This is a genomic window from Pedomonas mirosovicensis, assembly GCF_022569295.1.
In the GTDB taxonomy this organism is placed as follows: domain Bacteria; phylum Pseudomonadota; class Alphaproteobacteria; order Sphingomonadales; family Sphingomonadaceae; genus Pedomonas; species Pedomonas mirosovicensis.
Genome location: NZ_JAKFIA010000001.1, coordinates 30650 through 48238 on the forward strand (window position 1 = coordinate 30650; position 17589 = coordinate 48238).

Sequence of the window (17589 nt, forward strand, 5' to 3'; positions counted from 1 at the left end):
CCCCCGCACATCCAAGCCCCGGTACACCCAAGGCCTTGAGCCTGATTAGTCTTCCGGCGCGATGGTGACGCGCAGGCCGTCCAGCTCGTCGGTCATTTCGATCTGGCAGGAGAGGCGCGAGTTGGTCTCGCGATTGTCCGAGGTATCCAGCAGTTCGTTCTCGTCCGGGCTGACGGGATCGAGCTTGGAGAGGAAGGCGTCATCCACATAGACATGGCAGGTGGCGCAGGAACAGGAGCCGCCGCACAGGGCCAGCAGTTCGTCAAAGCCGTTATCACGGATGTTTTCCATCACCGACAGGCCGGTTTCGGCCTCGCATACGGTCTCTTCGCCTTCCCGGTTCACGACAATCAGCTTCGGCATGTGACTGCTTATCCCTTTTTCTGTCGGTTACGCGCAGTTTGTGGTTATGTGATATCAAGGCTGTTTACGGGGCCAAGACCACAAATCAAGTTGGAACTGTTCATGGGTTTGACCACCGAACAATTGGCCGCAGGACTGGAAGCCCTTGCTGTGATTGACCCGCGCGTGGCGGAGGCCCTGTCGCGGGTGGGCCTGCCCGAGGCCCGGCACCGGCCGCGCGGCTACAATGCGCTCCTCCGCACGCTCATCGCCCAGCAGATCTCGGTTCATGCGGCCCGTTCCATCTACGCGAAGCTGGAGGCAACGCTTGGCGATCTGGACAGCCCTGCGGCGGTGCTGACGGCCGATGATGAGACGCTGCGGGGCTGCGGCCTCTCCCGCCCGAAGATTTCCTATGCCCGCTCGCTGGCCGAGGCGGTGGCGAGCGGCCGGCTGGACTTCGAGGCGCTGCGGAGCATGGACGACGAGGCGGCGATTGCCGTGCTCTCCTCCGTGCGCGGCTTCGGGCGGTGGAGCGCCGAGATTTACCTGCTGTTCGCCGAAGGGCGCACGGATATCTGGCCCGCCGACGACTTGGCCCTGCAGGAGGCGGTGAAACGGCTGATGGCGCTGGAAGAGCGGCCCAAGGCCAAGGCAACGCGCCTGCTGGCCGAGAACTGGCGGCCACACCGGGGCGCGATGGCGATTTTCGGCTGGCACTACTACGCCGCCACCTCAAAGGCTCAGGACGACAAGGCGCCGATCGGGTAGCGGCGCAGGCCGGTGCTCGTTGCCACCAGCGCCTCGCCCCGAGGGCCGATCAGCCGGGCGATGGCGGGGTCGGTCACGTCCAGCCCGCCGGTCAATGGCCCGAACGAGGGCAGGATCAGCTTGCCCTCCCCCATGGCGAAGCAGCGGCGGCTGATCGGCTGGCCGCGCACCACAAGGCGCAGCTTGGGGTGAAAGTGCCCGGAGAACTCGGGGCGCCGTTCATAGGGGTCCGCCTCGTGGCGCAGGATGAACTGGTCGAGCGCCATCTGCTCCATCGAGACGCCGCCGAGGGTGGCATCAACGGCGGGGTCATGGTTGCCGGTGATCCACACCCAGAACAGGCGGGAGGTGAGCGCTTGCAACCGCGCCCGCACGTCCGGCTGGAGGCGCGTGCCGGCGTGCAGATCGTGGAAACTGTCGCCCAGGCACCAGAACTCCTGCACGTCCAACTGGTCCACCAGCGCCTCCAGCGTGCCCAGCGCCTGAAGGCTGTCGTAAGGGGGAAGGAACTGGCCGCGGGCGGCGTAGCTGGTCGATTTTTCCAGATGCAGGTCAGCCACGAGCAGCGCGCGGCGGCGGGGCCACCACAGGGCATGCTCGGGCAGAGCCACGAAGGTGTCACCATGGAAGGTGAAGGCGTTGGGATCGGTCATCGCGTCGCCTCCCGCATCAGGGCTTCGGCCTCGGCCAGCAGCGCGTCCTCCGCGCTGCCCATGATCGATCGCGGCCGATTTCTAAGAGCACCGGCACGGCGAGCGGCGAGACGCGAAGCAGCGATTGGTGGTGGATATGGCCCTCGACGCGGGCGAGGAAAGCGGCCAGGCGGTCCACGTCCGTCAGACGCCCGCGCGCATCGGCCCAGGTGGCGCGCAGCAACAGGTGGCCGGGCTCGTGCTGGCGCAGCACGTCGTAGATGAGGTCCGATGAGATGGTGAGCTGGCGGCCGGTCTTCCGCAGGCCGGGGTGCTGGCGCTCGATGAGGCCGGAAATGACCGCCACGTCCCGAAACGAGCGCTTGAGGAGAGCCGAATTGGCCAGCCATTCGGCCAGTTCATCATGCAGGATATCAGGCGCGAACAGGGTTGCGGGGTGTTCGACCCGGTAAAGCGACCAGACCGCCAGCGCATAGTCGTTCGCCACGAACCCCAGCGGGGCGAGGCCGAGTTTTTCCATGCGCCGGGTGAGCAGCAGGCCAAGCGACTGGTGCGCCGCGCGCCCCTCGAAACAATAGGCGACCATGTACTGCTTGCGGCGGCGGGGGAAGGTCTCAACAAGGAGGCCGTCCGCCTCCGGTAGCACGGAGACGCGAGCCTGAATTTCCAGCCACTCCCGCACCTCATCGGGAAAGCGGCCCCATGCACCGGGCTCGGCGAGGAACGCGCGCACCCGGTCGGCGAGGTTGGCGGACAGGGGCAACCGGCCACCGAGGTAAGCGGGCACCATGGGCTCGCGGCTCGGGCTGGGGCGGGCGTGGACGGTGGTTTTCTCCAGCCGCTCGAACGCCAGCACGCGGCCCGCGAACAGGAAGGTGTCGCCGGGCTCCAGCTGCTGGACGAAGCTCTCCTCCACCCGCCCCAGCGAGCGGCGGCCGATCTTCACCTCCAGCATGGGGGCGTCGAGAATGACCCCGGCGTTGAGGCGGTGCTGCTGGATGAGGCGCGGGTGGGAGACGCGGTAGCGCCCGTCGGGCTGGCGGACGAGCCGCTTGAAGCGGTCGTAAGCGCGCAGCGCATAGCCGCCGCTCTCGATGAAGGCGAGGGTGTCGTCGAAGTCGGCGCGGGGCAGATCGCGATAAGGCGTGGCCGTGCGGATTTCGGCAAACAGTTCATCCGGGTCGAACAGGGCGGCGCAGGCGAGGCCCATGATGTGCTGGGCGAGCACATCGAGCCCGCCGGGGCGGAAGGGCTCGCCATCCAAATCACCCTCAAGGGCGGCATCGCGGGCGGCCATGCTCTCCAGATATTCGAACCGGTTGCCGGGAATGAGAACCGCGCGGCTGGGCTCATCGAGCCGGTGGTTGGCGCGGCCGATGCGCTGGAGCAGGCGGGACGCCCCCTTGGGCGCACCCACCTGGATCACAAGGTCGATATCGCCCCAGTCGATGCCCAGATCGAGCGAGGCGGTGGCGACGACGGCGCGAAGGCTGCCCGCCGCCATCGCCGCTTCCACCCGCCGCCGCTGTTCCACCGCAAGGCTGCCGTGGTGGAGCGCAATGGGCAGGTTCTCCGTGTTGGCGGACCACAGCTCCTGAAACAGCCGCTCCGCATTGGCCCGCGTGTTGGTGAACACCAGCGTGACCCGGTGGCGCTGGATCAGGTCGTAGATCGCCGGCACCGCATGGCGGGCCGTGTGCCCGCCCCAGGGGATGCGGCTTCCCGGCACCAGAATGTCGATATGCGGTGTCGCCCCCGCCTCCCCCCGCACAAGGCGGACGGCAGCTTCGTCAGCATTGGGCGCGAGCCAGCGGGCGTGGGCGGGTTCGTCCGCCACCGTCGCCGAGAGGCCGACACGGCGAAGGCTGGGTGCCAGCCGTTGCAGGCGGGCGAGCGCGAGGCTCAGCAAATCGCCGCGCTTGGTGGGGGCGAAGGCGTGGATCTCGTCGATAATGACCGTGCGAAGGTCGGCAAACATTGCGCCTGCTTCCGGATAGGTGAGCAGGAGCGAGAGGGATTCGGGAGTGCTGAGCAGCACATCGGGCGGGGCGATGCGCTGGCGGGCCTTGCGGTGGGCGGCGGTGTCCCCCGTGCGGGTCTCGACGCGGATGTCGAGCCCCATCTCCGCAATGGGTTGCGACAGATTGCGGGAGACATCGACCGAAAGCGCCTTCAGGGGCGAGACATAAACCGTGTGGAGGCCGCGCCGTTCGCCCTTCGCCAGTGCGGCGAGGGTGGGCAAAAACCCGGCCAGCGTCTTGCCCGCGCCGGTCGGCGCAATGAGGAGAGCGTGGACGCCATCGCGGGCCGCCTGCACCATTTCCAGCTGATGGCGGCGGGGCGACCAGCCGCGGCCCGCGAACCAGCGGGCGATGACAGGCGGCAGCAGCTCTTGGCCGATGAGGGACACGCTCCAGATATAGAAGCATGGCAAGCTTTGGCACCTGGCTGCGCGCCGAGCGGGATGGCATCTACTGCCCGCCCGGCGATTTCTGGATCGACCCCGGCCAGCCGCAAACGCGCGCGCTCATCACCCACGGCCATGCGGACCACGCCCGGGGCGGCCACGGCATGGTGGTGGCAACGCCCGAAACGCTCGCCATCATGGCCACCCGCTACGGCCCGCAGCCAGGGGCCAAGGCGGTGAACTACGGCGATCCCTTCAGGGTGGGGGACGTGCGGGCCTGTTTTTACCCAGCCGGGCACGTGCTGGGTTCGGCGCAGATTCTGCTGGAATATGCGGGCGAGCGGATCGTGGTTTCGGGCGATTACAAGCGCTCGCCCGACCCCACCTGTCCGCCGTTCGTCCCCGTGCCGTGCGACGTGTTCATCACCGAGGCGACGTTTGCCCTGCCGGTTTTCCACCACCCGCCGGTCGAGAAGGAAATCGGGAAGCTCTTGGACGCCCGCGCGAGTGCGCCGGAGCGCTGCGTGCTCGTCGGCGCATACGCGCTGGGCAAGGCGCAGCGGCTGATCGCCCACCTGCGCGAGGCGGGCTATGACCGGCCGATCTACCTGCACGGCGCACTCCTGCAACTCACCCGGCTTTACGAAAAGCTGGGCGTGAGGCTGGGCGACGTGCAGCCCATGGCCGGGCTGCCCAAGGCGGCGCTCAAGGGCGAGATCATCCTGTGCCCGCCCTCGGCGCTTGCCGATCGCTGGTCGAGGCGACTGCCGGACCCGATCACCGCCATGGCCTCGGGCTGGATGCGGCTGCGCCAGCGGGCACGGCAGAAGAACGTGGAGCTGCCGCTCATCCTCTCCGACCATGCGGACTGGGGCGAACTCACCGCCACCATCGAGGAGCTGGGCCCGGCGGAGGTGTGGGTGACCCACGGGCGGGAGGAAGCGCTGGTGCACTGGTGCCAGAGCAAGGGCATTCCGGCACGCGCCCTGCTGCTGCACGGCCGCGAGGACGAGGGGGAGGAGTGATGGAGCGCTTCGCCCACCTGCTCGACCGGCTGGTCTACACCCCGTCCCGCAACGGCAAGATCGCGCTGATCGCCGACTATCTGAAATCCGAACCGGACCCGGACCGGGGCTGGGGTTTGGCGGCGCTGACGGGGGATTTGAAAATTCCCGCCGTGAAGCCCGCGCTCATCCGCGCGCTGCTGCTGGAGCGCACCGACCCGGTGCTGTTCGACCTGTCTTACGATTACGTGGGCGATCTGGCCGAGACCTGCGCGCTGTTGTGGCCGACGCACACGCCGGGCAACGCGCCGCTTGGCCTCGCCGACACGGTGACGACGCTGCAACGCCTCAGCCGCGCCGAAGCGCCCGCCGAACTGGCGCGGCTGCTGGACCGGCTCGACTCTTCCGGCCGCTATGCGCTCATCAAGCTGGCGACCGGGGGAATGCGCGTGGGGCTGAGCGCCCGGCTCGCCAAGACCGGATTTGCCGAAGCCTTCGGGGTGGAACTGGAAACACTGGAGGAGCTGTGGCACGGCCTCGCCCCGCCCTACCCGGATTTGTTCGAATGGGCGGAGGGCAAGGCCCCGCTGCCCGAAGTCGGCGAAACCGCCGTGTTCCGCCCGTTCATGCTGGCAACGCCGCTGGAGGAAGGCGAGACGCTGGACCTGCGCGAATTTCTCGCCGAGTGGAAGTGGGACGGCATTCGCGTGCAGGCAGTCAGCATCGGCGGGACGAAACGGCTTTATTCCCGCACCGGGGATGATATCTCGGGCGCGTTCCCCGAGATCATCGAAAATCTCACAACCGAGGCAGCGCTCGATGGCGAGCTGCTGGTGCGCGGCAACGAGGGCGACCCCGCCTCGTTCAACGCCCTGCAGCAGCGGCTGAACCGCAAGACGGTGGATGCGAAACTGCTGCGCTCCCACCCCGCCTTCATCCGCCTTTACGACATTCTGGTGGACGGCAGCGAAGACCTGCGCCCCCTGCCCCTCGTCCAGCGGCGGGAGCGGCTGCTGGCGGTAGCGGAACGCCTGCCGGGGGAGTTTTTCGACACCTCCCCGCTCGTCGAGGCGAAAGACTGGGAAGCATTGGCTGAAGTCCGTGCCGCCGCGCGCGGGCACGACATCGAAGGGCTGATGCTGAAGCGGCGGGACAGCCCCTATACCGGCGGGCGGCAGAAGGGCCTGTGGTTCAAGTGGAAGCGCGACCCGCTGACGGCCGATTGCGTGCTGATGTATGCCCAGCGCGGCCACGGCAAGCGCTCCAGCTTCTATTCCGATTACACCTTCGGCGCGTGGGGGCAGGACGGGCAGCTGCTCCCCGTGGGCAAGGCCTATTTCGGCTTCACGGATGAGGAGCTGAAATGGCTGGACCGCTGGGTGCGCGGCCACACCCTCAAGCGCTTCGGCCCGGTGCGGGAGGTGGAAAAGGCGCTGGTGCTGGAGGTGGCGTTCGACAGCATTCATGTCTCGAACCGGCACAAGTCGGGCCTTGCCATGCGGTTTCCGCGCATATCCCGCATCCGCACCGACAAGCCCGCGCGCGAGGCTGACCACATCGAAACGCTGCGTTCCCTCGCGCGTTGACCCGAAGGCAGGGGCCAGTTCTTTGATCTGTTCGTTGCCGGAGTACCCCATGCTGCGCCTGCCCCGCCTTGCGCTCCAGTTTGTGCTCTGCCCGCTGTTCCTGCTGAGCGCCGGCCCACTGATGGCGCAACCGCAATGGGGGCGGCCAATGATGGTCGGACCGGGCGAGGTTTACACCTCACTTGCGGACGCCGCCCGTGCTGCCCAGCCCGGCGCAACGGTGCGGTTGACGCCGGGCATTTACCGGGAGTGCGCGGTGTGGACAGCCAGCAACCTCACCATTCAGGCCGAGCCCAACACGGCGCGGGTGGAAGGCGTGCTGTGCGAGGGGCGCGGGCAGTTTTTACTCCGCGGGGACAACATCACCATCGACGGCGTGGATTTTGCCGGCGCGCGAGGGCCTAACCCAGAGGCCGCCGCCATTCGCATCGAAGGGCGCAGCGCCACCATCCGCCGGGTCACGTTCCGCACGACCGGCCGGGGCGTGCTCGCCCTGCCGCGCCGGGGCAGCATCGTGCGGCTGGAGAACGCCTCCTTCATGGGCGGCGCACAGGTGGAAGCGCGCGACATCGAGCGGCTGAGCATCACCGCCAGCCAGTTCGTCGCGCCGCTGGGCGGCCCCGCCGTGCGCTCCGCCGCCGCCAACACGGACATCACCTTCTCATCGATCGCGGACGGCTCCGCCGCGTCCCGCCTGCTGGTGGAAATCGCGGGCGGCAATGCGGTGGTGCGCGGCAACAGCTTCCGCAAGACCATGGCCGCCCCCGGCGCGGCAACGGCCGCCATCATCATCGCGCCGCAGCGCGGGGCCCAGCCAGGGCAGCAGATCTTCATCGCCAACAACAGCATCAGCAACGACACCGCCATTGGGATCACCTTCGTGCGGAACCTGAGCAATATTCCGGCACAGGTGATGGGCAACGTGTTCAGCGGTGCTCCGGTGACGGAAGTGGAAGGCCCGGCCGCCCCCTTCGCCATTCCGCCACCAAGGCAGACGAACCCGCCGTAAAGGAATCGGCGGATCAGACTACCGGACCCCTTGTGTGGCAAATATGCCACATTACATGAAGCTTGAGCGTAGACCTTGAGGGGCAAAGCCCATGAATATCGAGAAGTTTACCGAGCGCGCACGCGGCTTTCTGCAATCGGCCCAGACCGTGGCGCTGCGGAACGACCACCAGCGGGTGCAGACCGAACACCTGCTAAAAGCCCTGCTGGAAGATGACCAGGGCATGGCGGCGGGGCTTATCCGCGCGGCGGGCGGGCGGCCGGAGCAGGTGACGCAAGCCGTCGATCTGGCGCTGGGGCGTATTCCCAAAGTGACCGGCGCGGGCGCGAACCAGATCGGCTGGGACGCCGAGACCGTGCGGATTCTCGATCAGGCCGAGCAGATTTCCACCAAGGCGGGCGACAGCTTCGTCACCGTCGAGCGGATGCTGCTGGCCATCGCGCTGGCGCAAGGCACGGCGGCCGCGAAAATTCTGGCTGACGCGGGTGTCACCGCGCAAAGCCTCAATCAGGCGATCAACGAAATGCGAAAAGGCAGAACAGCGGATACGGCTTCCGCCGAAGACCGCTATGATGCGTTGAAGAAATTCGCGCGCGATCTCACGCAGGCGGCGCGGGACGGCAAGCTGGACCCAGTGATTGGCCGGGACGAGGAAATCCGCCGCACCATTCAGGTGCTCTCCCGCCGCACCAAAAATAACCCGGTGCTGATCGGCGAGCCCGGCGTCGGCAAGACGGCGATCGTCGAGGGCCTCGCGCTGCGGATCGCCAAGGGCGACGTGCCCGATGGCCTCAAGGACCGTCGCATCATGGCGCTCGATATGGGTGCCCTGATCGCGGGTGCGAAATATCGCGGCGAGTTCGAGGAACGTTTGAAAGGCGTGCTGGAGGAAGTGCGCGCGGCCGAGGGCGAGGTGGTGCTGTTCATCGATGAGATGCACACCCTCGTCGGCGCAGGCAAAACCGAAGGCGCGATGGATGCCTCCAACCTCTTGAAACCGGCGCTGGCGCGCGGCGAGCTGCACTGCATCGGCGCGACCACGCTCGACGAATACCGCAAGCACGTGGAAAAGGATGCGGCGCTGGAGCGACGCTTCCAGCCGGTGTTCGTAGGCGAGCCGACGGTTGCCGACACCATTTCCATCCTGCGCGGCCTCAAGGAAAAATACGAGGTGCACCACGGCGTGCGGATTACGGACGGCGCGCTGGTGGCGGCGGCCACCCTTTCCAACCGTTACATCACCGACCGCTTCCTGCCGGACAAGGCCATCGACCTGATGGACGAAGCCGCCAGCCGCCTGCGGATGGAGGTGGAATCCAAGCCCGAGGAAATTGAAAATCTCGACCGGCGGGTGATCCAGCTGAAAATCGAGCGCGAGGCGCTCCGCAAGGAGACCGACCCCGCCTCGCAGGAGCGGCTGGCGAAAATCGAAACCGAACTGGCGGATCTCGAACGCCAGTCGGCTGAGCTGACCGCCCACTGGATGGCCGAGCGCGAGAAGATGCAGGGCGAGCGCCAGCTGAAAGAGAAGCTGGATGCCGCCCGCACCGAATTGGAGCAATCCCAGCGCACCGGCAATCTGCAACGCGCCGGCGAGTTGGCCTATGGCGTGATCCCCGAGCTGGAAAAACAGCTGGCCGCCGCCAAGGACGCGGAGAAGAGCCGCATGGTGCGCGAGAGCGTGACGGCGGAGGACATCGCCTCGGTTGTTTCCCGCTGGACCGGCATTCCGGTCGACAAGATGCTGGAAGGCGAGCGCGAGAAACTGCTGGCGATGGAAGAGGTGCTGGGCCGGCAGGTGATCGGTCAGCAGGAAGCCATCGCGGCCGTCTCCGCTGCCGTCCGCCGCGCCCGTGCAGGGCTTCAGGACCCGAACCGGCCGCTCGGCAGCTTCCTGTTTTTAGGTCCCACCGGCGTCGGCAAGACCGAACTGTGCAAGGCGCTCGCCACCTTCCTGTTCGACGATCCGCAGGCGATGGTCCGCATCGACATGAGCGAGTTCATGGAGAAGCATTCCGTCTCCCGGCTCATCGGCGCGCCTCCGGGCTACGTGGGCTATGAGGAAGGCGGCGTGCTGACGGAAGCCGTGCGGCGTCGGCCCTATCAGGTGGTGCTGTTCGACGAGGTGGAAAAGGCGCACGGGGACGTGTTCAATGTGCTGCTGCAGGTGCTCGACGACGGCCGCCTGACGGACGGCCAAGGCCGCACGGTCGATTTTACCAACACCATCATCGTGCTCACCTCCAACCTCGGCGCGCAGTTCATCGCCAACCTGCCGGAAGGCCGGGATACGGCGGACGTGCGGGACGAGGTAATGCAGGTGGTCCGCAGCCACTTCCGCCCGGAATTCCTCAACCGGCTGGACGAGATCATCCTCTTCCACCGGCTGGGCGAGGAGCATATGGGAGCAATCGTCGCGATCCAGGTGCAGCGAGTGCAGAAGCTGCTGGAAGACCGGAAGATCCGGCTGGAGCTGGAGCCTGGCGCAGCCGCCTGGCTGGGGCGCATGGGCTACGATCCGGTCTACGGCGCGCGGCCGCTGAAACGCGTCGTGCAAAAATATTTGCAGGACCCGTTGGCCGAGTTGATACTGCGCGGCCAGGTCAGGGATGGCCAGACTGTCGTAGTCACGGAAGGCGATGGACGGCTGATCCTGACCGTGGTGCCAGAAAGCTGATAAATCCGGGTTCAATGCACCTGTGCTGAGAGACGACTTCGATCGCCCGCCTTTGGCGCACGGTGCGTTGAACGCCCCGGCCACGGAGGGTCAGGCGCTTGGCGCGCCACTCGCCATCAGCGGCCATGTGCGCCTCACCCTGGCGCTCAATCAGCGGGCGACCCTGCATGGCCTCGCGCTGACGCTGGCCGCGCTGCTGACCATCTTTTTCCTGTGGGGTACGCTGCCCTATCGGCTGGAGCTTGTGTGGCTGGCGCTGCACAGTCTGCTGTGGGGGTTTATCCTTTTTGATTCCCGTCACCGCGGTCTAAAAATTCGAACCGATGCCCAGGCAAGCCAGTTTCTTGGCACCGTGCAGAAGTCGGCGGCCATCAACGGCCTGCTGTGGGGATTGACGGCTGCTTTCCTGCCCTGGCTGCCACTGGAACACGGCATCTTCCTGGTCGTGGTCAACGGCGCGGTCTGCGCGGGTGCGGCCGCTGTACTCACCCCGGCCCCGCGCGCCGCCCGCAGCTTCATCATCGCCATTGCCGCGCCGTTCATTCTTGTGTTCGCATGGCAAGGAGAAACCGAGTCCACTCTTCTCGCGCTGGCTGCCGCGCTGCTGGCCTGCGCCATGATTTTCACCAATCGCGCAGGCCATGCGCTCTTGCAGGAGGGCATCGAGGCGCAACTGGCGGCAGATCGCGCCGTCGCCGACCTGCGTGCGGCCCAACAGAACTGGCGCGAGCTTTCGGAAACGGCCGACGCCTTCGCCCTGTTCGATGCCGACCGGCGCCTGCTGCTATGGAACGACGCCTATGCGCGGGTGCTGGGCCTGGCGCCGCAAGCGCTGACGCCGCACATGCCGTGGGCGAATATCAAGGCAGCCTGCCTGCATGCTGACCTGCCGGAGATACAGGCACTTGCCTCGGACACGCCCCTGGAAGGCAGGGCCAGCCTCAGTCAGGAGCAACAGCAGGGCGACAAATGGTATCGCAGCACCCTCCAGCTGCTGGCCAACGGGCACGTGGCGGTCACGCACGTGGACATTTCCGCGCTCAAGCGGCGGGAGGCAGAACTGCTTGCTCTCCAGCAGGAACTGGAAGCCTCCCGCGATGGGGCCGAGGCCGCGAGCCAGGCCAAATCGCGCTTTCTCGCCAACATGAGCCATGAGCTGCGAACGCCGCTCAATGCGGTGATCGGCTTTTCTGATCTGCTGACGCAGGATCTGGAGGCGGGGCGATGCAACCCGGCAACGCACAGCCAATATGCCCGCACCGTGCTGGAAAGCGGGCAGCATCTGCTCGGCATTGTTGAGGACATGCTTGATCTGGCGCGCATCGAGGCCGGCAAGCTGCAGCTTCTGGAAACGCAGATCGACCTGGTGGCGCTGGTCCGCAGCGCCGCCATGATGGCGCGCGGGCGTGGCACCAGCAACGGCGCGACGCTGGAAGAACTCCTGCCCGAGATGCCTTTGCCGGTGCGGCTGGATGCGCGGCTGACGCGGCAGGCGCTCATCAACCTCATCGGCAATGCGCTGAAATTCTCGAAGCCGCAGGGGCGGGTGCAACTGCGTATGAGGGAAGACGCGGATGGCTCCATCCGCATTGATATCGTGGACGAGGGTATCGGCATTCCCCGGCATTTGATCGAGGAAGTGATGAAACCCTTCGCGCAAGTGGAGGACAGCGAGGCGCGTCGCTATGGCGGCGTGGGCCTCGGCCTGCCGCTGGCCAAGCAGTTCGTGGAACTGCAGGGTGGCCGGCTGGAACTGGAAAGCCGCATGGGCGAAGGCACGCGGGCGACCATTCACCTGCCCGCCGCGCGGCGGGTGATACTGCACTGAGCGCCTCACGATTGACACCCGCGCCGGCTTGCCAGCAAAACGGTACTCTACCTATAGTCGTGTCATGGCCACGCAACTCGCCCCGTCCCATGACGTACCGCTGACATCAAACGAGGCCCTATGCCTGCAGCGTGCCCTTCAGGCATTGCAAGGCGGCCATGCGGCACAAGCCTGCGACCTCTGCCGGCAGGTGCTCGCCACCAAGCCTTTCCAGCCGGATGCCCAGCACCTTCTGGGTTTGGCGCTAAAGGCCCTCGGCGACCGGGAGGGCGCGGTCACTGCCCTGCGGACCTCCCTGCAGGTACGCCCGCGCCAGCCGCAGTTGCTGAACAATCTCGGCAACCTTCTGGACAGCATGGGGCGCACCGACGAAGCCCTTGCCGCCTATCGGCAAGCACTCACGCTGGACAGCGGTTTCGTCGAGGCCTGGATCAACCTGGGGCTGACCGCCAACAGCGCCGGGCTGGCAACAGAGGCCATTGCCGCGCTGGAGCGGGCGCGCGATCTCAGCCCCAATTCCGCCAAGGCGTGGGCAGCGCTGGGTGGCGCTTATCGTCGCGCCGGCCGGCTGGAGGACGCCATTGCCGCTTATCGCAAGGCGACCCAGCTGGAGCCGCGCCAGGCCCGGACATGGGTGAACCTGGGAGTAGCGCTCAGGATGAACGGCGAGCCGGAGGACGCTCTGGCCTGCTTCGATGCGGCCGAGCGCGCCGGCTTTTCCGGGCCGGAGCTGACGGACGGGCGCGCCAGCGCTCTGCTGGATCTGGGCCGCACGCGGGATGGCATCGAATTTTACCGCCGCCTGACCAAAACTGCGCCAGACTATGCGATGGGCCATGTCACCCTCGCCAAGCTGATCTGGGAACAAAAGCTGGAGGAGGAGCCCACCGCCACCATCCGCAAGGCACTGGGAAGGGCCAGGGCGGATGTTGGGCTCTGGCGCGCCCTGTTCCAAATTCTCATGCCCCTGAAGCGCTGGGACGAGATGGTGACCGCAGCGACGGATGCCCGCCGCGTCCTCGGCGACCTGCCGTTCTTGAGCCATGCGGAAGCCATGGCCCGCAGCGAGCGCGGCGATGGCGCGGCGGCGACGGCGCTGTTCGAAACACTCATCGCGGCCCAGCCCAGCGATGCCATGGCCCGGTCAGATTTCGCCCGTCATCTGCTGCGCCAGCAAATGCCCGATGCCGCAGCGCGGCAGGCGGAGGAAGCTGCCCGGCTTGACCCGGACAGCCAGTTCGCCTTCGCCTATCTCGGCACCGCATGGCGGATGCTGGACGATCCGCGTGAACACTGGCTGCATGACTACGACCGGCTGGTGATGCCGCTGGCGGTGGAGCCGCCCGAGGGCGTGGACGATATTGCAACCTTTGCGCGGCAACTCGAAGCCGCGCTGCTGCCCTTGCACCGCAGCGCCCAGCATCCGCTCGACCAGACCCTGCGCGGCGGCACCCAAACGGCGGGCGCGCTGTTCGTCAGTAAGGACCCGGTGATCCAGTCGGCCAGACGGCAGATCGAGAAGGCGATTGCGGATTATGTTCGCCGACTGCCAGACGATGAGACCCATCCGCTGCTGCGACGCAAGGCGGAGCGGGTACGTTTCAGCGGCTCATGGTCGGTGCGGTTGCGGGGCAATGGCAGCCACCATATCAACCACATGCACTCGGAAGGCTGGATCAGCTCCGCCTTCTACGTGCAGTTGCCCGCCTGCGTTCACGCCAATGGTGGCAACGACATGGCCGGCTGGATCCAGTTCGGTGCGCCACCGGTAGAGCTGGGGCTCGATCTGCCGCCGCGCCGGGTGATCCGCCCGGAGGTGGGACGCCTGGTATTGTTCCCCTCCTATACCTGGCACGGCACGATACCGTTCGAGGATGACGACACGCGCACGACCATCGCCTTTGATGCCGTGCCCGCGGCCTGACGCGGCTCTTCCTACCCAATCCTGATCTTAAGCCTGCCCCTGAGGCGGACACGCCTACGGTTGTCTGAAAAACAGCGCGAGGCGTTGTGGTTCGAGCATCCGGCAAAAGAAAAGCGGCGGGGATTTCTCCCCGCCGCTTCCTGTAGTTCCCAGCGTATTTGCCAGTTCTTAGAACTTGGCCGTGGCGCTGAAGAAGTACTGGCGACCAAACACGTCGTAGGTCGACGGGTAGGTGTTGCCCTGCTGCTGGTTGTCGCCAAACAGCGGCGGCTTCTTGTTGAAGAGGTTGTTGATACCCAGGCCGAGGTCCAGGTTCTCGTTGACCTCGTAGGCGAACGACAGGTTGAAGATGTCGTACGAGCCGACCTTCTCCTTCCAGAACAGCGAACCGTCGTCGTCGTCCTTGGCGCTGCCCAGGTGAGCCCACAGCAGCGACGTGGTGAACGGACCGGTCGAGTAGTTGACGCGGCCCGACCAGCGCCACTTGGACAGCGGGTCGCCGCAGCTGGTGCCGAACTTGCCGGCGCAGTCGCTGACCAGACCCGAAGCGGTGGCGATCGGGTTCAGCTTCCACTCGATCAGGCGGGTGCCCGACAGGCGGAAGTCGAGGCGGCCGTCGTTGTCGATGCCGAACGGCACGTTGACCCAGTAGCGAGCCTCGAAGTCGACGCCCGAGGTCTTCATCTTGCCGAGGTTGGCGTTGATGCTGACCACGTCCTCAAGCGACAGGTCGTTCGGGTTACGCGGCGCCAGGGCGCAGAACGAGCTGTCATAGGGCACGAAGTTGCTGGCTGCGTCGCCATAGCAGGCCGCAACGATATTGGCCGTGCCCGGACCCGAGCCGCCGATGTAGTCGTTGATGGTGATGTTGTAGTAGTCGACCGTCAGCGTGAAGCGCGGCAGGAAGCGCGGCTGGATCACGGCACCAACGGTGTAGGTATCCGCCTTTTCTTCCTGCAGGTTTTCGTTACCGCCGAACAGCGACTGGATCTGCGCGTCACCGCCCGCAAACTCGGTGCCGATCAGGTTGGCCGGCACGCCCTGCGCGCGGCAGGTAGCGTTCAGGTTGGCGTTGGTCAGAGCCGCCTGCTGTTCGCAGGGGTCGAGCGCGGCCGGGAAGCCGACCGAGTTGCCCAGGAACAGCTGGGAGATGGTCGGGGCGCGAACGGCGCGCTGGTACTGACCGCGGAAGCTGACGTCCTCAATCGGAGCCCACATCAGGCCCGCCGAGTACGACCAGGCCGAGCCCACCGCGTTCGAGTAGTCGGCGTAACGCAGAGCGCCGTTGAACTCGAGGTTGTGAGCGAACGGCATGTCAGCCAGCAGCGGCACCGCGACTTCGCCGAACAGCTCCTTCACGCTGTAGCGGCCCTTGGTCGGCTGGCCGGCGTTGAAGCCGACGATGTCGCCCGAGGACAGGTAGAAGTCCGGACGGAAAGAGCCGGATTCCGAATGCCACTCGGCACCGAACGCCACGCCAACCGGACCCGCGCCCAGGTCGAACAGTTCGCCGTTGGAAACGGAGAAGCTGGCCACCTGCGAGGTGATGGTGTTGATGTTGGTGGTCGGAACCGTGACGTAGTTCACCGCTTCAGCCGAGGCCGTGCCTTCGCCGAAGATGTTCAGCGGCACGCAGCCGGCAGCCCGGGCTTCGGCGCTGCGGCAGCGCGCGGTGCCGTCCGCCAGGACCTCCACGTCCAGAGCGTTCTGGAAGCGGCTGACCGAGACGTTGCCTTCCTGGGTCTGGGTGTTGCGGTTGTGGGCGTAGGAGTAGTAGCCCTCGTACGTCCAGTTGCCCGCGATCTCGCCGCGCAGACCAGTGACCATCCGGTAGGCCGAACGATCATCCAGCTGGAAGCGCGGACCAGCTTCGGAGAAGCGGCGGTTAAGGGAAGCGTTGACGTAGCCGTCACCGCGAGTTGCAGCCGCATCGCCCAGGATGTTGCCGTCAGCGTCGGTGATCGCATTGCCCTCGGCGTCGCGACGGATGGTCAGCTCGCTGGCGTCGATCGCCGCAAAGCGGGCGCGCTCGGCCGCCGACAGGAACGGATTGTCCACGCCAACATTGAAGTTGCCGGTAACCGGCGTCGGCGCCAGCTGGCTGTTCACGCGGCTGTTGACGAACTGAGCTTCCGCGAACACCTCGAAGTGCTCGTTGATCTCGTAGTTGCCCATCGCGCCGATGAACCAGCGCTCCTGCGGCGTTTGCAGGTAGTTGTCCGGCGCGTAGTTGTAGGCGTCAGCCACCGGATCATAGACAGCCGAGTCACCGCCGCTGGTGTACCGACGGTTGCCGGTCGCGGAGACGATGTTGCTGGTCGGATCCATGTTCTCGCCGAAGTTGCCGATGGCATAGCGAGTGCTGGGGATGGCGCTGGAACCGCCGAGATAGGTGGTGCCGTCGCCGTTGTCGGAGATGGTGTTGCGCGTGAACGAGCGCGCGCTCTGCAGCAGCGGCTTGCGCTTGGTGTAGCTCATGTAGGCGGTGACGTTGCCCTTGCCGTCGGCAAAGTTGCCGCCGATCAGGCCATCGACCGTGTAGGTGTCGCCGTCGCCCTTTTCGTTCAGGCGATAGTTGCCCGATACCTGAACGCCTTCGAAGTCCTGCTTGAGCACGAAGTTGACGACGCCCGCGACCGCGTCCGAACCGTAAACGGCCGAGCGACCGCCGGTCACCACGTCGACGCGCTCGATCAGGCCCGCCGGGATGGTGTTGAGGTCGACGATCTGCTGTTCGTCATAAGCAACGTAGCGGCGGCCGTTGACCAGCACCAGGGTGCGGCTCGCGCCCAGCGCGCGCAGGTCGACGGTGGCCACGCCTTCGCCCGGGTTGTTCGACGCTGCGGACAGCGACGGGACAACCTGCGGCAGGTCGTACAGCACTTCTTCAACGTTCACCGTGCCGGAGAGCTTGAATTCCTCCGCGCCGATGACCGCAACCGGGCTCGAAGCCTGGAGCTCCGGACGCGCAATGCGCGAACCGGTGACGACGATGGCGTCCATGGAGGTAGTCTGTTCCTGCGCGACGGCCGGAACAGCCGAGGCCACGATCGCAGTTGCGACACCGGCCTTCAGAACTGCCCTGAGAACGGACGAGTTAGATTGACTCACAACCGAGTTCCTCTCGTAATTTTACCCTGCTTACGCGACACTCGCCTACATGCACGGACAGCCCCCGCGCCCCGTTGCCATGCGAACGGGGCATCGCCGTTTGTCCGAACATCCTGGAAAGGACCGCTCGCCTTATCGGCTTACCTGCACTCAAACGGAGCGACGGGACGGTGTAAAGCAGCGGCCGGTTGCGCCCTATGGCAACGCTTCTCCGCTGTTGCCCTTTTGACACATAATGGCAAGTTTGTGACACCTGATATTTAATTATTAAAATTTA

General features: G+C 66.1%; 10 protein-coding genes and 1 pseudogene. 7 read left to right on the plus strand and 4 right to left on the minus strand.

The features are described 5' to 3' along the window. Positions 1 to 45: 45 nt before the first annotated feature. Positions 46 to 363, minus strand: a complete 318-nt coding sequence (locus tag L0C21_RS00150; RefSeq protein ID WP_259276451.1) for a 2Fe-2S iron-sulfur cluster-binding protein — start codon at positions 361 to 363, stop codon at positions 46 to 48. 102 nt (positions 364 to 465) lie between these two features. On the opposite strand from L0C21_RS00150, the gene L0C21_RS00155 reads away from it, so the two are divergent. Further along, a complete protein-coding gene (locus tag L0C21_RS00155) occupies positions 466 to 1113 on the plus strand; it encodes a DNA-3-methyladenine glycosylase family protein (RefSeq protein ID WP_259276452.1) in 648 nt (215 codons plus the stop codon). Here L0C21_RS00155 and pdeM read toward each other — a convergent pair. Next, positions 1086 to 1766, minus strand: a complete 681-nt coding sequence (gene pdeM, locus L0C21_RS00160; protein WP_259276453.1) for a ligase-associated DNA damage response endonuclease PdeM — start codon at positions 1764 to 1766, stop codon at positions 1086 to 1088. The two genes, L0C21_RS00155 and pdeM, sit on opposite strands and share 28 nt — an antisense overlap. Further along, positions 1763 to 4176 (minus strand): annotated as a pseudogene (locus L0C21_RS00165) (ligase-associated DNA damage response DEXH box helicase). Before L0C21_RS00165 ends, pdeM begins: the two are co-directional and overlap by 4 nt. 17 nt (positions 4177 to 4193) lie before the next feature. Here L0C21_RS00165 and L0C21_RS00170 point away from each other — a divergent pair. The 6 genes from L0C21_RS00170 (at position 4194) to L0C21_RS00195 (ending at position 14201) form a co-directional block, all read left to right on the plus strand. Next, entirely contained in the window at positions 4194 to 5198 is a 1005-nt protein-coding gene (locus L0C21_RS00170) for a ligase-associated DNA damage response exonuclease (RefSeq protein WP_259276454.1), read from the plus strand. Beyond that, positions 5198 to 6763, plus strand: coding sequence for a cisplatin damage response ATP-dependent DNA ligase (locus L0C21_RS00175; RefSeq protein ID WP_259276455.1), 1566 nt, complete (start codon positions 5198 to 5200; stop codon positions 6761 to 6763). The genes L0C21_RS00170 and L0C21_RS00175 overlap by 1 nt, the downstream gene beginning before the upstream one ends. Positions 6764 to 6812: 49 nt before the next feature. Continuing rightward, complete coding sequence (locus tag L0C21_RS00180) at positions 6813 to 7772, plus strand: right-handed parallel beta-helix repeat-containing protein (protein WP_259276456.1); 960 nt, start codon at positions 6813 to 6815, stop codon at positions 7770 to 7772. A gap of 91 nt (positions 7773 to 7863) precedes the next feature. Continuing rightward, the gene (gene clpB / locus L0C21_RS00185) at positions 7864 to 10449 is read left to right on the plus strand and encodes an ATP-dependent chaperone ClpB (RefSeq protein ID WP_259276457.1); all 2586 of its coding nucleotides are present in this window, start codon (positions 7864 to 7866) and stop codon (positions 10447 to 10449) included. A gap of 67 nt (positions 10450 to 10516) precedes the next feature. Further along, the gene (locus L0C21_RS00190) at positions 10517 to 12277 is read left to right on the plus strand and encodes a sensor histidine kinase (RefSeq protein ID WP_259276458.1); all 1761 of its coding nucleotides are present in this window, start codon (positions 10517 to 10519) and stop codon (positions 12275 to 12277) included. Between the two features lie 64 nt (positions 12278 to 12341). Then, positions 12342 to 14201 (plus strand): tetratricopeptide repeat protein, encoded by a 1860-nt coding sequence (locus L0C21_RS00195; RefSeq protein ID WP_259276459.1) that lies wholly within the window; start codon positions 12342 to 12344, stop codon positions 14199 to 14201. A 168-nt stretch (positions 14202 to 14369) separates the two neighbouring features. Here the strand turns inward: L0C21_RS00195 and L0C21_RS00200 are convergent, their stop codons facing one another. Then, entirely contained in the window at positions 14370 to 17312 is a 2943-nt protein-coding gene (locus L0C21_RS00200) for a TonB-dependent receptor domain-containing protein (RefSeq protein WP_259276460.1), read from the minus strand. Positions 17313 to 17589: the final 277 nt, after the last annotated feature.

Coding starts and splice junctions, on each gene's coding strand:
- L0C21_RS00150 (WP_259276451.1), bottom strand. CDS start 363: ATGCCGAAGCTGATTGTCGTGAACCGGGAAGGCGAAGAGACCGTATGC.
- L0C21_RS00155 (WP_259276452.1), top strand. CDS start 466: ATGGGTTTGACCACCGAACAATTGGCCGCAGGACTGGAAGCCCTTGCT.
- pdeM (WP_259276453.1), bottom strand. CDS start 1,766: ATGACCGATCCCAACGCCTTCACCTTCCATGGTGACACCTTCGTGGCT.
- L0C21_RS00170 (WP_259276454.1), top strand. CDS start 4,194: ATGGCAAGCTTTGGCACCTGGCTGCGCGCCGAGCGGGATGGCATCTAC.
- L0C21_RS00175 (WP_259276455.1), top strand. CDS start 5,198: ATGGAGCGCTTCGCCCACCTGCTCGACCGGCTGGTCTACACCCCGTCC.
- L0C21_RS00180 (WP_259276456.1), top strand. CDS start 6,813: ATGCTGCGCCTGCCCCGCCTTGCGCTCCAGTTTGTGCTCTGCCCGCTG.
- clpB (WP_259276457.1), top strand. CDS start 7,864: ATGAATATCGAGAAGTTTACCGAGCGCGCACGCGGCTTTCTGCAATCG.
- L0C21_RS00195 (WP_259276459.1), top strand. CDS start 12,342: ATGGCCACGCAACTCGCCCCGTCCCATGACGTACCGCTGACATCAAAC.